The 14,755-nt window shown below is 30.5% G+C and carries 16 protein-coding genes and 1 tRNA gene; 8 read left to right on the top strand and 9 right to left on the bottom strand.

Annotated features, from left to right (window positions below; translation table 11 throughout):
* The first annotated feature begins 89 nt into the window (after window positions 1-89).
* The 4 genes from ACH2BC_RS11770 to ACH2BC_RS11755 all read left to right on the top strand — a co-directional run bounded on the left by ACH2BC_RS11770 (window position 90) and on the right by ACH2BC_RS11755 (window position 4,367).
* The gene (locus ACH2BC_RS11770) at window positions 90-1,151 is read left to right on the top strand and encodes an anhydro-N-acetylmuramic acid kinase (RefSeq protein WP_395054198.1); all 1,062 of its coding nucleotides are present in this window, start codon (window positions 90-92) and stop codon (window positions 1,149-1,151) included.
* A gap of 164 nt (window positions 1,152-1,315) precedes the next feature.
* On the top strand, window positions 1,316-2,542 hold the full coding sequence (locus tag ACH2BC_RS11765) for a Glu/Leu/Phe/Val dehydrogenase dimerization domain-containing protein (RefSeq protein WP_395054197.1): 1,227 nt from the start codon (window positions 1,316-1,318) through the stop codon (window positions 2,540-2,542).
* A 56-nt stretch (window positions 2,543-2,598) separates the two neighbouring features.
* Window positions 2,599-3,522: an energy transducer TonB gene (locus ACH2BC_RS11760; protein ID WP_395054196.1), complete on the top strand. Its 924-nt coding sequence runs from the start codon at window positions 2,599-2,601 to the stop codon at window positions 3,520-3,522.
* Between the two features lie 32 nt (window positions 3,523-3,554).
* Window positions 3,555-4,367, top strand: coding sequence for a M23 family metallopeptidase (locus ACH2BC_RS11755; RefSeq protein ID WP_395054195.1), 813 nt, complete (start codon window positions 3,555-3,557; stop codon window positions 4,365-4,367).
* Between the two features lie 158 nt (window positions 4,368-4,525).
* On the opposite strand, the gene ACH2BC_RS11750 is transcribed toward ACH2BC_RS11755, so the two are convergent.
* Together ACH2BC_RS11750 and ACH2BC_RS11745 are read right to left on the bottom strand one after the other, a co-directional pair.
* The gene (locus ACH2BC_RS11750) at window positions 4,526-4,921 is read right to left on the bottom strand and encodes an ExbD/TolR family protein (protein WP_395054194.1); all 396 of its coding nucleotides are present in this window, start codon (window positions 4,919-4,921) and stop codon (window positions 4,526-4,528) included.
* Entirely contained in the window at window positions 4,902-5,621 is a 720-nt protein-coding gene (locus ACH2BC_RS11745; protein WP_395054193.1) for a MotA/TolQ/ExbB proton channel family protein, read from the bottom strand. Before ACH2BC_RS11745 ends, ACH2BC_RS11750 begins: the two co-directional genes overlap by 20 nt.
* Window positions 5,622-5,743: 122 nt before the next feature.
* On the opposite strand from ACH2BC_RS11745, the gene ACH2BC_RS11740 reads away from it, so the two are divergent.
* The 3 genes from ACH2BC_RS11740 to ACH2BC_RS11730 all read left to right on the top strand — a co-directional run bounded on the left by ACH2BC_RS11740 (window position 5,744) and on the right by ACH2BC_RS11730 (window position 7,402).
* The gene (locus tag ACH2BC_RS11740; protein ID WP_395054192.1) at window positions 5,744-6,958 is read left to right on the top strand and encodes a bifunctional folylpolyglutamate synthase/dihydrofolate synthase; all 1,215 of its coding nucleotides are present in this window, start codon (window positions 5,744-5,746) and stop codon (window positions 6,956-6,958) included.
* Window positions 6,959-7,037: 79 nt separating this feature from the next.
* Window positions 7,038-7,112 (top strand) — tRNA-Val (locus ACH2BC_RS11735).
* Between the two features lie 44 nt (window positions 7,113-7,156).
* A complete protein-coding gene (locus ACH2BC_RS11730; RefSeq protein ID WP_395054191.1) occupies window positions 7,157-7,402 on the top strand; it encodes a GIY-YIG nuclease family protein in 246 nt (81 codons plus the stop codon).
* Between the two features lie 156 nt (window positions 7,403-7,558).
* Here ACH2BC_RS11730 and ACH2BC_RS11725 read toward each other — a convergent pair whose 3' ends face one another.
* Entirely contained in the window at window positions 7,559-8,143 is a 585-nt protein-coding gene (locus ACH2BC_RS11725) for a tRNA-(ms[2]io[6]A)-hydroxylase (RefSeq protein WP_395054190.1), read from the bottom strand.
* Window positions 8,144-8,205: 62 nt separating this feature from the next.
* Between ACH2BC_RS11725 and ACH2BC_RS11720 the strand changes: the two genes are divergently transcribed.
* Entirely contained in the window at window positions 8,206-9,441 is a 1,236-nt protein-coding gene (locus ACH2BC_RS11720; protein ID WP_395054189.1) for a glycosyltransferase, read from the top strand.
* A 280-nt stretch (window positions 9,442-9,721) separates the two neighbouring features.
* Here ACH2BC_RS11720 and ACH2BC_RS11715 read toward each other — a convergent pair whose 3' ends face one another.
* From ACH2BC_RS11715 to ACH2BC_RS11690, 6 genes are all read right to left on the bottom strand, one after another.
* On the bottom strand, window positions 9,722-11,380 hold the full coding sequence (locus ACH2BC_RS11715; protein WP_395054188.1) for a 2-oxo acid dehydrogenase subunit E2: 1,659 nt from the start codon (window positions 11,378-11,380) through the stop codon (window positions 9,722-9,724).
* Window positions 11,381-11,382: 2 nt separating this feature from the next.
* Complete coding sequence (pdhA, locus tag ACH2BC_RS11710) at window positions 11,383-12,381, bottom strand: pyruvate dehydrogenase (acetyl-transferring) E1 component subunit alpha (protein WP_395054187.1); 999 nt, start codon at window positions 12,379-12,381, stop codon at window positions 11,383-11,385.
* Between the two features lie 191 nt (window positions 12,382-12,572).
* Entirely contained in the window at window positions 12,573-12,716 is a 144-nt protein-coding gene (locus ACH2BC_RS11705) for a hypothetical protein (RefSeq protein ID WP_395054186.1), read from the bottom strand.
* 15 nt (window positions 12,717-12,731) lie between these two features.
* On the bottom strand, window positions 12,732-13,214 hold the full coding sequence (gene cdd / locus ACH2BC_RS11700; protein WP_395054185.1) for a cytidine deaminase: 483 nt from the start codon (window positions 13,212-13,214) through the stop codon (window positions 12,732-12,734).
* 68 nt (window positions 13,215-13,282) lie between these two features.
* Window positions 13,283-14,503: a type IX secretion system outer membrane channel protein PorV gene (gene porV, locus ACH2BC_RS11695; protein ID WP_395054184.1), complete on the bottom strand. Its 1,221-nt coding sequence runs from the start codon at window positions 14,501-14,503 to the stop codon at window positions 13,283-13,285.
* Window positions 14,504-14,540: 37 nt separating this feature from the next.
* Window positions 14,541-14,755 (bottom strand): FlgD immunoglobulin-like domain containing protein (locus ACH2BC_RS11690; protein WP_395054183.1); only part of this gene is annotated, 215 nt, incomplete at its 5' end.

Genomic DNA, 14,755 nt, shown 5'->3' with positions numbered 1-14,755 from the left:
TTTGTAAAATTGGTTTTGTTTTTCTTTAAATTTGATGCAAAAATAACGCATTTTAATTAAAATTTCAAACGTTTTCGTAAATTTAGCCAATGTTTAAAGATTCCTACAATATTATAGGTGTAATGAGTGGCACATCACTTGATGGAATTGATTTAGCGCACATAATTTTATCTGTAAAAGATAACGTTTGGAACTATGAAATTCTAGAATGTGAAACAATTTCTTATGATGCTTCATGGTTAAACAATTTAAGAAATGCTGTAGATTTTTCAATGTCAGAATTAGAGTTTTTAAATCATAATTATACCAAACTTCTTGGTAAAATAATTTCAGAATTTATTCATAATCATACCATTCATAATCTAGACGCCGTATGTTCTCATGGACACACAATTTTACATCAACCCAAAAAAGGAATTACTTTACAAATAGGAAATCTTCCAGAAATTGCAACTTATACACATCAAAAAGTAGTTTGCGATTTTCGTGTTCAAGATGTAAGACTTGGTGGTCAAGGCGCGCCATTAGTTCCAATTGGAGATAGAATTTTATTTTCTCAGTATGAGTATTGTTTAAATCTCGGCGGATTTTCTAATGTTTCATTTGAACAAAACAATAAACGAATTGCTTTTGACATTTCGCCAGTAAATACAGTATTAAATTTTTACGCCAATAAATTAGGATTAGATTATGACGATAAAGGAAAAATTTCTCGTTCTGGAGAATTAAATCTTCAACTATTTGACGAATTAAATTCTTTAGAATATTACAAAAAGTCTTTTCCAAAATCGCTAGGAATTGAATCTGTAAAACAAATAATTTTGCCTTTAATTGATAAATTTACCATTTCTATTGAAGATAAGATACACACTTTTACAGAGCATATTGCTTTTCAAACAGCAGTATCACTTCCTTTAAAAGTTGGAAAACTTCTTGCAACTGGTGGCGGAACCTATAATGATTTTTTAATTGAACGAATGCAATTTCATCTTCCTCATATTGAAATTATAATTCCAGACGCTAAAACTTTGGAATATAAAGAAGCATTAATTTTTGGATTATTAGGCGTTTTAAAACTTCGCAACGAAATTAATGTTTTAAAAAGTGTTACTGGTGCAGAAAAGGATCACTCATCTGGAATTGTGTATTAATTATCTTATAATTATTTATTTTTCATATAGAAAAGTGTATAATTTTACATTTAATCCTATGAAAAAGTGTGTTACTTTACATTTAATCCTATGAAAAAGTGTAGAAGTCTTCAAATTTTAATCTTTTTAAAAGTTTATATTTGCACCACAAACTAAATTACCAAATGAAAGATTTACTTAAAAAATTTGAAAATAAAGAACCCGAAATAGTTTTTAACTGGAAAGATAGCGAGACCGAAGCCGAAGGTTGGACAGTAATAAATTCACTTCGTGGTGGCGCTGCTGGTGGAGGAACACGAATGAGAAAAGGATTGGATATGAATGAAGTTTTGTCTTTGGCAAAAACTATGGAAGTAAAATTCTCTGTTTCTGGACCAGCAATTGGTGGAGCAAAATCTGGTATAAATTTTGATCCAAACGACCCGAGAAAAAAAGGAGTTTTACAACGTTGGTATAAAGCAGTTTCGCCATTATTAAAAAGTTATTACGGAACTGGTGGCGATTTAAACATTGACGAAATTCACGAAGTAATACCAATGACCGAAGAATGTGGTGTTTGGCATCCGCAAGAAGGAGTTTTTAATGGTCATTTTAAACCTACAGAAGCTGATAAAATCAATAGAATTGGTCAATTGCGTCAAGGTGTTGTAAAAGTTATAGAAAACACTAAATTCTCACCAGATGTTTTAAGAAAATATACTATTGCTGATATGATAACTGGTTATGGAGTTGCAGAAGCAGTTCGTCATTATTATAACATTTATGGTGGCGATGTAAAAGGTAAAAAAGCTATTGTTCAAGGTTTTGGAAATGTTGGTTCGGCTGCTGCATTTTATTTAGCAGAAATGGGAGCAATTATTATTGGAATTATTGATAGAGATGGCGGTGTAATAAATGAAAACGGATTTACTTTTGAAGATATTAAAAGATTATTTTTAAATAAAGATGGAAATAAATTGGTTGCCCAAAATATGATTCCGTTTGAAGAAATTAATAAAAAAATATGGACGATAGGTGCTGAAATTTTTGCGCCTTGTGCCGCATCAAGATTGGTAACTAAAGTTCAAATTGATAATTTAATTGCATCAGGATTAGAAGTTATTTCTTGTGGCGCCAATGTTCCGTTTGCCGATAAAGAAATTTTCTTTGGTTCTATAATGGAAGAAACAGATAGTAAAATAAGTTTGATTCCTGATTTTATTTCAAATTGTGGAATGGCAAGAGTTTTTGCTTATTTTATGGAAAAGAAAGTTCAAATGACTGATGAAGCTATATTTTATGACACGTCAGAAATTATTAAAAAAGCTATTGAAAAAGCACATTCTTTAAATTCTGATAAGAAAAATATTAGTGCAACGGCATTTGAAATTGCATTAAAACAATTGGTATAACTATTGTAATTACAATTTTTAATATATTTATACGTTAAATTATAAAAACTGCGACTATGAATAAAGATTTTAAATCTCAAAATATAGATTCAACATCTGATGATAAGATTAAATCGTTTTTAATAGCGACTCTTATTTATGCATTATTGTTAGTACTTTTATTTTTTATTAGATTTTGGCCTCCATCCAATCTTGAAGAACTAGTTGGTGGCGGTGGCGGTGGCGGAGTTACTGTAAACTTTGGCGATACCGAATTTGGAAAAGGTGCAGAATTTACAAGTAAAGAATTGGATGTAAAACAACCTACAAAACAAGCTCCAGTTGCTCCAAGCCAAGATGAAAATATAATTTCGCAAGAAGATACAGATGAAGATGTAGTTTCTGTTGCTAAAAATGAGCCTAAGAAAAAAACTCCAATTATTATAAAAAAGGACATTACAAAACCTGTAGCTGTTGTAAAACCAGTTGTTAGAAAAACGGATGACGCCTTGGCAAATATTTTAAAAGGAAATAAAAAAGGAGGCGATGGAAATAGTAGTACATCTGGAAATCAAGGAAGAGCAAATGGCGATATAAATTCTAATGGATATTCTGGAACTGGTGGTTCTGGAGGTGGAATAGGAAATGGAAATGGTCCAGGAAATGGTCCAGGAAATGGTCCAGGAAGTGGTCCAGGAAGTGGAGGAATTGGCAGTGGAATTGGAGGTTCTGGATATTCATTAAGCGGAAGAAAAGCTATAAGTAAACCTCAACCAAATTATAATTGTAATGAACAAGGTAAAGTAGTTGTCCAGATTACTGTTGATAAAAACGGAAATGTAATTGAAGCTAAACCTGGTTCAAGAGGAACTTCAAATACTGCTGCTTGTCTGGCTAGTCAAGCAAAAATTGCTGCTTTAAACACTAAATGGAGTATAAGCCCAAGTGGAATTGAAAAACAAGTTGGAACAATTACATATAATTTTAAATTAAAAGATTAGTTGATAAAATATTAGATAATAAATATTAAAATATGAATAGAATTCTACTAGTGTTTATAAATTTTATAGTATTTAATTTTACTTTTAGTCAAATTAAAGTTTCTGTTTATAATATTAAAATTACAAATGGTTTCAATGTTTTAGCTGATAACGACGAATTTTGTCCTGTTTCAATAAAACTTAACTTAGATTTAAATAACCTATCATCTACAAATGGGAATGACAAAATATTTGTAATTCCTGCAAAAACTAAAGGATTTATTTTAACAACACTTCAAATAATTAAAGTTAATTTAGGTTCAAACTTTAAAACTAATACTAAATACAATTATGGTGATTGTACCATCCAAAATGTTGATGAATATAATTACTCTCTTCCTTTTTCCAAAGGAAAAACTTTTAATTTATTTCAAGGATATAATGGTACTTTTTCTCATCTAAATGAGAACGCTATTGATTTCACTATGCCTATAGGTACAGAATTGCTAGCATCGCGTGAAGGAGTTGTTATTAAAGTTATTGAAAACTATAATCAAAATTGTCCTGAAAAAAAATGTACAGAATTTAATAATTATATTTTAATATATCATGATGATGGTACTTTTTCAAAATATATTCATATTAAATTAAATGGCTCAATTGTTAAAGAAGGTGATTTTGTTAAGGTAAATGACCTTATTGGATATAGTGGAAATGTTGGATATTCTTCTGGACCGCATTTACATTTTATGGTTTATTTGCAAAAAATTGATTCAATTGAAACTTTAAAAACTAAATTCAAAATTAATGATGGCAATACATCAAAATATTTGGTTGAAAAAGAAGATTACACTAGAAATTATTAATTAAAAGGAAAAGACATAAATATCCTAGCCCTGATTGTAGTGTAAATAATCTTTGCCAAAGTTTTAAACTTTGGCAAAGATATTGAAACGGAAAGCAGGAATAAGGTTGATAAATAAAGACCAAGCCATTCGCTTCTAATTTTGACAAGCTCAATATTTTATTTTGGACTCGTTTGAATTACAAATTTTAATTTATTCTTCACTCCTATTTGTAAAACGTCTACCAAATCTTGTACTTGCAAGTTAAACGGAATACGAACCACAACAGTTTGATCTTTAGATTTATCAATCTTAGAAAGCAAATTTGCTTCTAATGTTTCTAAAGTAACTTCGTCTTTGTCTAGGTAATACTTTTTATCTTCTGTTACCGAAAGACTTATTAATTGCTTAACCGTTTTATCGTTGTTAGCGGATTTGGGCAAGGTCATTTTAATTACGTTTGGATTTGCTAATGTTGAAATAATCAAGAAAAACAATAGCAAAAAAAACATAATATCGCTTAAAGATGATGTTGCAACCTCAGCGTGAAATCGTTTATTTCGTTTTATTGGCATTTGGTCTTTGTATTATGTTTACAAAATCTAAAATTTGTTTTTGAATAGCAAGTGAAAAATTATCAATTTTTCCGTTAAATAAATGGTAAGCAGCATAAGCAACAATTCCTACAATTAATCCTGCACCAGAACTAATCATTTTTTCATACAAACCTCCAGAAATATTACCTATACTAATGTCTTCTGTTTTAGAAATACTGTAGAAAATTTTAATTACACCTCCAATTGTTCCAATAAATCCTAATGTTGGCGCTATACCAGCAATAAGTCCTAATTGTCCCATTTTCTTTTCCATTTGACCAATTTCTATATTGGTTGCGCGTTCCATATTCGATTCTATTTCAGATATTGGTCTTCCTATTGTTAAAATACCTTCTTTTAAAATGATTCCAGATGCTGTTCCATTTCTCTCCGCAATTGAAACTGCCATATCTAAATTTCCAGAATTTAAATTGTCTTTTACATCTCGCATTAAATTAAGATCAATTTTTGCAACTTTATGAATATACATAAAACGTTCGGCAATTAAATAGAAGGTATAAAATAACAGAATTCCAATTGGTATTAAGAAAAAACCACCTTTAAGAATGAATTCTAAAACAGAGATTTCGTTAGTTGCTTGACCAACATTTTCAATCAGTGCACCAGTAGTTGCTTGTGTTAATGTGTCTGCTTGTAATCCAATAAATAAATTAATCATATAATTGTATTTTTTGTTTTAATTTAAAAATAAGTTGAAATTTGCACTAAAGATAATTTCGTTTCTTTTATTAAACTAAAAAAATCGTAAAATATTTTATCTTTCCATTATTTATTTATAAAATGACGTATCAAGAAACTACAAATTGGCTTTTTAATCAGCTTCCAATGTATCAATTGCAAGGTGCATCTGCCTATAAAAAAGATTTGACAAATACACTTTTACTTGCAAAACATTTAAATAATCCTGAGAAAAATTTAAAATGCATTCACGTTGCAGGCACAAACGGAAAAGGATCAACATCTCACCTGTTAGCATCTGTTTATCAAGAAGCTGGATATACAGTTGGATTGTATACTTCGCCACATTTAAAAGATTTTAGAGAACGAATTAAAGTAAATGGAATAGAAATTTCTGAAGAATTTGTAGTAGATTTTGTAAACAAAAACAAATTATTTTTTGAAGAAAATGATTTAAGCTTTTTTGAAATGAGTGTAGGATTAGCATTTGAATATTTTGTAAAAGAAAAAACAGATATTAACATAATTGAAGTAGGAATGGGTGGCAGATTGGATTCTACCAATATTATTACACCATTAATATCTGTTATTACCAATATTGGATTAGATCATACTCAATTTCTTGGAACAACACTAAAAGCGATTGCATTTGAAAAAGCTGGAATTATTAAAACTGAAATTCCAATTATTATAGGAGAATATACCACAGAAACCAAACCTGTTTTTATAAAAAAAGCTAAAGAAACTAATTCTGAAATCTTCTTTGCCTCTGATTTAATTGATGAAACTTATCCTTCTGAACTTATGGGTAACTATCAAATAGCAAATAAAAAAACCGCTTTACAAACAATCAAATTGTTACAAGATCAATATCTAGTTAAGGAAAAAACAATTAAAATAGGTTTTTTAAATGTTATAAAAAATACAGGATTATTAGGTAGATGGCAACAATTAAATGAAAATCCTAAAGTAATTTGTGATACAGCACACAACTCTCACGGATTAAAAATAGTTTTAAATCAAATTAAAAAAGAAAAATTTAATGACTTACATATTGTTTTAGGAGTTGTAAACGATAAGGATTTGGATACTATTTTGCCCTTATTTCCAAAAAAAGCTATTTATTATTTTTGCAAACCAAATATTCCAAGAGGTTTGGATGCAAATATATTAAAACAAAAAGCAGAAGAATATCAACTTATTGGAAATTTATATAATTCTGTTTCAAATGCTTATGAAGATGCTATAAAAAACGCATCCAAAAATGACTTTGTATATATAGGAGGAAGCACATTTGTAGTTGCAGAAATTGTATAATTTTTAAATATTTTTTTAATTTTTACTTGCAAATATAAAAAAGAGCTGTATATTTGCACTCGCATTGAAACGCTAGTCCGGGCGATTAGCTCAGTTGGTTCAGAGCATCTGGTTTACACCCAGAGGGTCAGGGGTTCGAATCCCTTATCGCCCACGAAACTCCTTAAGAAATTAAGGAGTTTTTTATTTTAAAAAATTATGTTTTACACTTATATTATTTTTAGCGAAATTTTAAATAAATATTATGTTGGTTCTACATCTAATATTGAAGAAAGATTGGCAAAACACAACCATAATCATAAAGGTTTTACTGGGAATAAATCAGATTGGAAAATTGTATATTTTGAAGAGTATACGACCAAAACAGATGCATTAAAAAGAGAACTTCAAATTAAAAAATGGAAATCAAGAGTAATGATTGAAAAACTAATAAAAAAAAGCTGAGTTAGTTCAGAACATTCCGATTTTTCAATCGGAAGTGTCAGAAATTCGAATCCCTTATCGCCCACAAGTCTAAACTCTCTAATTTTTAGAGAGTTTTTTTTGTAAACTTTTAAAATTTTTTAGATAAATATTTATTACAACTAATTAAATAATAATTTATCCGTGAATGGTTTCTTCTTTACCATATTTTGTAATTAAAACTCCTTCAAATTCTATCCATTCTTTCCATCTATCATCTACAGATTCTCTACTTTTTCCGTACTTTCTTGCCAAAGTTAAAAATGTAGTATAATGTCCTGCTTCACTAATCATTAAATCTTTATAAAATTTTGCCAATTTTTCGTCTTGAATATTTTCTGACAATGTTTTAAAACGCTCACAACTTCTAGCTTCAATCATTGCAGAAAACAACAATCTATCAATTAAAGCATCTGTTCTACTACCATCTTTTTTTAGAAATTTAAATAATTCATTTACATAATTGTCTTTTCGTTCTCTACCTAAAGTTAATCCACGTTCTTTAATAATGTTGTGAACCATTTGAAAATGCTCTACTTCTTCTCTAGCAATTTCTAATAATTCTGTTACTAAATCTTCAAGTTCAGAGTTGTAAGTTATCATAGTAATGGCATTGGTTGCGGCTTTTTGTTCGCACCAAGCATGATCTGTCAATATTTCTTCAATATTTGATTCTACAATAGTTACCCATTTTGGATCTGTTACCAATTTTAATCCTAACATTTTGTATATGATTTTATTTAGTTGCAAAATTAAATGTTTTCTTTGTAAACTATTTACTTTTTATGCAAAAGTCGTCACAATTATTAATTATTGGTTTTGTTTTGCCTGAACCAAATTCATCTGCCGCTGGAAACAGAATGATGCAACTTATAGATTTGTTTCAAAAAGAGAATTATCTAATAACTTTTGCAAGTACAGCTCAGAATTTAGAGTTTTCTGAAGATTTAGAAAAGCATTCTATTAACTTTGTGAAAATTGAATTAAATTCTGAAACTTTTAATGATTTTGTAAAACAACTACAACCAAATGTTGTTTTATTTGATAGATTTTTAACCGAAGAACAATTTGGTTGGCGAGTTACAGAAAATTGTCCTAATGCATTACGAATTTTAGATACAGAAGATTTACATTCTTTGCGATATGAAAGACAAATTGCACTAAAAGAGAACAGATTTTTTGATACTAGAAGTTTACTAGAATCTGATTTTGCCAAAAGAGAAATTGCAAGTATTTACAGATGTGATGTTTCATTAATGGTGTCAGAATATGAAATTGATTTACTTACGAACTTATTTAAAATTCCAAATTATTTACTTTATTATTTACCAATTCTAGTAGAAAAAGTAGAAGCTAATTTACTCAGTTTTAATGAAAGGAAGGATTTTATTTTCATAGGAAACTTTCTTCACGAACCTAATTGGGATTGTGTGAAGTATTTACACGATGTGATTTGGCCTTTACTTTTTGATAAATTTACTGATGCTAAAATGTTAATTTACGGCGCTTATCCTTCACAAAAAGTTTTGGAATTACACAAACCAAAATCCAACTTTTATATAATGGGAAGAGCAGAAAATGCATTTGAAGTTGTTAAAAATGCAAGAGTTGTTTTGGCTCCAATCAGGTTTGGTGCTGGAATAAAAGGCAAACTTCTTGAAGCATTGCAATGCGGAACTCCAAGTATAACTTCTTCAATTGGAGCCGAAGCTATGAATGGAAATTTAGATTGGAATGGTTTTATAAACGATAGTCCAGAAGATTTTGTAAATAATGCCATTTTACTTTATACAGATGAGAAAGTTTGGCAAAAATCTCAAAAAAATGGTTTTGAGATTATAAATAATCGATTTTTAAAATCTAAATTTGAATTCCATTTTGCTAAATTTATTTTGGATGTTCGACAAAATTTAAAACAACATAGAGAACAAAATTTTATTGGAACTTTGCTTCAACATCATTCTTTGCAGAGTACAAAATATATGTCTCGATGGATTGAAGAAAAAAATAAAAAAAGATAAATTTATTTATTATATTAGTTTTTTTAGAAGCGAATGGCTTGGGCATTTCTACAATTGTAATTCCTGCTTTTCATTTCAATCTTGCCAAAAAAGGCAAGGATTTCCATTTCAATCAGGGCTAAAAAACTATTGTATTGAATATAAGCATTCTAAAATAAATTCTAAGAATCTAAAACAAGTTCTAAGATTCTGAAATAAATTCAGAATAAAAAATCCTGTTCAGTTTCTGAAATAAATTCAGAATAAATGAACAGGATTTGCAATTTTATATTGTTATTTTTTATGCCAACATCGTAACCGGATTTTCTAAAAACGTTCTTAATGTTTGAAGAAATTGTGCTCCAGTTGCGCCATCAACAGTTCTATGATCGCAAGCTAATGTAACTTTCATTGTGTTTCCTACTACAATTTGTCCGTTTTTTACAACTGGTTTTTCTACAATTGCTCCAACTGATAAAATGGCTGAATTGGGTTGGTTTATGATTGACGTAAACTCTGTAATACCAAACATTCCAAGATTAGAAACTGTAAAAGTACTTCCATCCATTTCTGTTGGTTGTAATTTTTTTATTTTTGCTCTTCCTGCTAAATCTTTTACGTTTCCACCAATTTGAGACAAACTCATTTGATCCGCAAATTTTAAAACTGGAACTACCAATCCATCTTCTACAGCAACCGCAACACCAATATTTATGTGATGATTGATAGTAATTGCTTCGTCAGACCATTGTGAATTTACTTTTAAATGTTTTTTCAATGCCATTGCGCAAGCTTTGATAACCATATCGTTAAATGAGACTTTGGTATCTGGAATTGTGTTTATTGTGGCACGAGATTTCATTGCTTCGTCCATTGCAACTTCTATTGTTAGATAGAAATGTGGCGCAGTAAAAATTGACTCTGACAAGCGTTTAGCAATAACTTTACGCATTGTAGAATTCGGAATTTTCTCTGAAAATTGTTCTCCTGCAGGAACGAATGTTTGAGCAGTTGTGGGTTGTGGGTTTTGAGTTGTGGGTTGAATAGTTTGCGTTGAAACTGGCGCAGAAGTTGTAAAATTTTCAACATCGCTTTTTACAATTCTACCGTTTTCACCTGATCCTTTTACTTGCGACAATTGAATTCCTTTGTCTTTAGCAATTTGTTTAGCCAATGGTGATGCAAAAATTCTATCGTTAGAGTTGGAAGTTGGAAGATTTGAATTAGAAATTACGTCTTTGCTTTCTTCAACTTTTTCAGTTTTTAAATCTGCAACTGTTTCTGCTTTTCCATAGTTTTCTGCAATTCCAGAAATATCTGTTCCTGCTGGTCCAATTATGGCTAAAACGCTATCAACTGGTGCAGTTTCGCCTTCATTAATTCCTATAAATAATAATGTACCTGAATTGAAAGATTCAAATTCCATTGTGGCTTTATCGGTTTCAATTTCTGCAAGAATATCGCCTTCTTTAACTTCGTCACCCACTTTTTTTAACCAAGTAGCCACAGTTCCAGTAGTCATAGTGTCACTTAAACGTGGCATTGTAATTACTTTTACTCCAGCAGGAATGGTTGCGGGTTTCGAGTTTTGAGTTTCGGGTTTAGAACTTTCTTCTGATTTTTGTTCTGCCTTTTCTAAACTTTCAGCTTCTTTAGAATCTGGTTTTTCTTCTTGGGATTTGAGAGTTGAACCATTGGAAATTAATGAAGTTATATCTTCTCCTTCTTTTCCAATAATGGCTAAAAGTGAATCTACTGGTGCAGTTTCTCCTTCTTGAATTCCGATGTGAAGTAATACTCCAGCATTGAACGATTCAAATTCCATTGTGGCTTTGTCTGTTTCAATTTCTGCAAGAATATCTCCTTCTTTAATTGTATCACCAACTTTTTTAAGCCAAGTAGCAACAGTTCCATCTGTCATTGTATCGCTCAAACGAGGCATATTTATTACTGTAGCCATAATTATATTTTATGAGAAATAAATGGATAATTTTCTTGTTCATAAACCACATCATACAATTGTTGTACTTCTGGAAAGTCTGAATCTTCTGCAAATTTTTCGCATTCGTCAACTAAGTCTTTTACTCGTTGGTTTATTGCTTCAATTTCTGCTTCGGTTGCGTATTTTTTATCCTTTATAATGTCTAAAACTTGCGTAATTGGATCTATTTTTCTGTATTCTTCTACTTCGTCTTTAGTTCTGTACAATTGCGCATCTGACATTGAGTGACCTCTATAACGGTAGGTTTTCATTTCTAAAAATGTTGGTCCATCGCCACGACGTGCTCTTTCTATAGCTTCGGTCATTGCTTCGGCAACTTTTACTGGATTCATTCCGTCAACTGGACCACAAGGCATTTCATAACCTAAACCTAGTTTCCAAATATCAGTATGATTGGCAGTTCTTTCTACAGAAGTTCCCATTGCATATCCATTGTTTTCACAAATAAATACTACTGGAAGTTTCCATAACATTGCCATATTAAATGCTTCGTGAAGTGAACCTTGACGTGCTGCACCATCGCCAAAATAGGTTAAAGTTACGCCACCAGTATTGAAATATTTATCGGCAAATGCCATTCCTGCTCCAACTGGAATTTGTGCTCCAACGATTCCGTGACCACCAAAAAACCCTTTTTCTTTAGAAAAAATATGCATTGAACCACCCATTCCTTTAGATGTTCCTGTTACTTTACCATACAATTCTGCCATTACTCGCTTAGGATCAACTCCCATTGCAATTGGTTGAACGTGATTTCTATAGGCAGTAATCATTTTATCTTTAGACAAATCCATTGCGTGAATTGCACCAGCAAGAACTGCTTCTTGACCATTATATAGGTGTAAAAATCCTCTAACTTTTTGTTGAATGTAAACGGCTGCTAATTTGTCTTCAAATTTTCTCCAGAACTGCATGTCTTCATACCAGTTTAGATAAACTTCTTTGGTGATTTCTTTCATTTTAAGTGTTTGCTAATGCGTTTATTTACTAATTTTTGCAAAGTTTATTTACAAAATTGTTTCCTCACACAAGTTTGCGATTTGCAAAAATAAGATATTGCAAGTAGATGTAAAAATTTAATTGTAGTAATTTGAAATTTTTAATGTTTGTTTAAGTTTTTTTCATTTTAAAACTGAAATTGTTATGGATTTCAATTGATATTAAAATGATAAATCTTTAGTCCTGATGGAAGTGGAAATCCTTTTTTCAATTGCTTTGGGTTAAAACCCAAAGCAATTGAAAAAAGATTGGAACGTACAGCAGGAATTACCATACTTAATAAATCCCAAGCCATTCGCTACAGATAATTTTACAAAGAAGTTTTATCGAATGAAAGTGGCAATAGATTTCCTATGGATTGCGATTTATAAACTGCGCCAGATTCTCCCATAAAATAAATTTCTATTGGAGTTTGTTGTTTAAATTCGTACTCTGCAATGGATTGACGACAAGCGCCACAAGGCGGAATTGGTGTTGTTGTTGGGTTTGTGTCTGATGCTGCGGTAATTGCAAGTGTTACAATTTTAACGTTTGGATAAATTGCTCCTGCTTGAAAAATTGCAACTCGCTCGGCACAAAGTCCTGATGGATAAGCTGCATTTTCTTGATTGGAACCTAAAACTATTTTACCATTTTCTAGTAAAATTGCTGCTCCAACTCTGAATTTTGAATATGGTGCGTAGGCATTTTTGCGTGTTTCTACTGCTTGTTGCATTAGTGAATTTACATTGGATGGCAATTCGTTTACATCATTATAAACTGCAATGTGGGTTGTAATATTAATTTCTTTCATTTGGTTATTGAGGAAAAAAAATCCAAATCTTATTGAAGATTTGGATGTTGTTTTAAATTTTAAATATACTAATAATCGTCGTATTTATCACCAAAATTGAATGTTAGTGAGAAACGAAGTGTGTTTTCTAATGGGTTTTTTACTTTAGATGCTGAGAACAAATAAGATACGTCAACTTTTACAACATTATATTTAAATCCGGCGCCAAGGGATAAAAATTTTCTTGCTCCTTTTAATGGACTTTCATTGAAATATCCTAAACGAAATGCAAAGGAATCTTGGTATAAATATTCAGCTCCAACGGAATAGGTAAATTCTTTTATTTCTTCTCCAAAACCGTCTGGTGCATCGTTGAAAGATTTAAAAATTCCTGATGCCCAACTTATTTTTCTATAATCTTCATTATTTTGAGAACGTTCAATATCTGTAATTGTTCCATCGCCATTTAAATCTGGATTTTGTGGTGTTGGCACTAATAGTTTGGCTAATTCTGTACTAACTGAAACTTTATTGTATTCGTCTAAAATAAAATCGAAAGCTCCACCAAGTCTCATATTGGCTGGTAAAAAGTTAGAACTTACTTGATCGTTATTATCATAACTAATTTTTGGTCCCATGTTTTGGAAATTAAATCCTAAACGGTATTTACCATTAAATTCGTTGAAAGCAATTTCTTCTGATTGAAAAAATCCTGCTATGTCAACTGCAAATGAACTTCCTGGTTTAGCATCGGTATTTACATCGGCAATTTTTAAGTTGGAACGAATGTATCTACCAGCAACTGCCATTGAAAATCTGTCACTTAATTTTAATGAATACGAACCATCTATTGCAAGCTCATTTGGTTTTACAATGTTTGCTGGATCATCAAAATTTTGTCTAAGTTCAATTTCTCCTAATCCAAAATAACGAAGACTTACTGCAAAAGCACTTCTTCCTTCATCTCCAAATCGGTTATAATAATTAACCTGTCCTAATGAAATATCGTTTACAAGTTGAGTTAAATAAGGTGTGTAACTAACAGAAAATCCTTGTTTGTCTATTGCAAATGCATATTTTGCTGGATTCCATTGTTGTGAAAATGCATCTGTAGATGTTGCAACACCTTGATCTGCAAGACCAGCAGCACGAGCATCGGCAGCAACTAAAAGAAATGGAACTCCAGTTGTGATAACTCTATCTTGAGCATTTATAAATTGATTGGTAACTAAAAGTAATACAATTATTGAAATCTTTTTACTTAAATTTAATGTATAGTTTTTTTTGTATTCGTGATTCTTTGATTTCATTGTGTATTTTAAATAATTAAACAAATATAGTATTTTATTAAAGGATAACAAGTTTTTCAATTTTTTCTGATTTTTTATTGGTGAGTGTTGAATTGACTGTGAGTTTATAAATGTAAACACCTTTTCCTATTTTATCGCCAAAATCGTCTGTTCCATCCCAAGTTACATCTCTAGAAAGAAAACCTTCTGTGGTAACATATTGATTTATGGTTTTAACTACTTTTCCAGTAATGGTAATTATTTGCACTTGAA

This window comes from Flavobacterium sp., assembly GCF_043760115.1.
Classification (GTDB): Bacteria; Bacteroidota; Bacteroidia; order Flavobacteriales; family Flavobacteriaceae; genus Flavobacterium.
The sequence above is the reverse complement of the archived record's forward strand: the minus strand, read 5'-3'. Positions and strand labels throughout refer to the sequence as shown.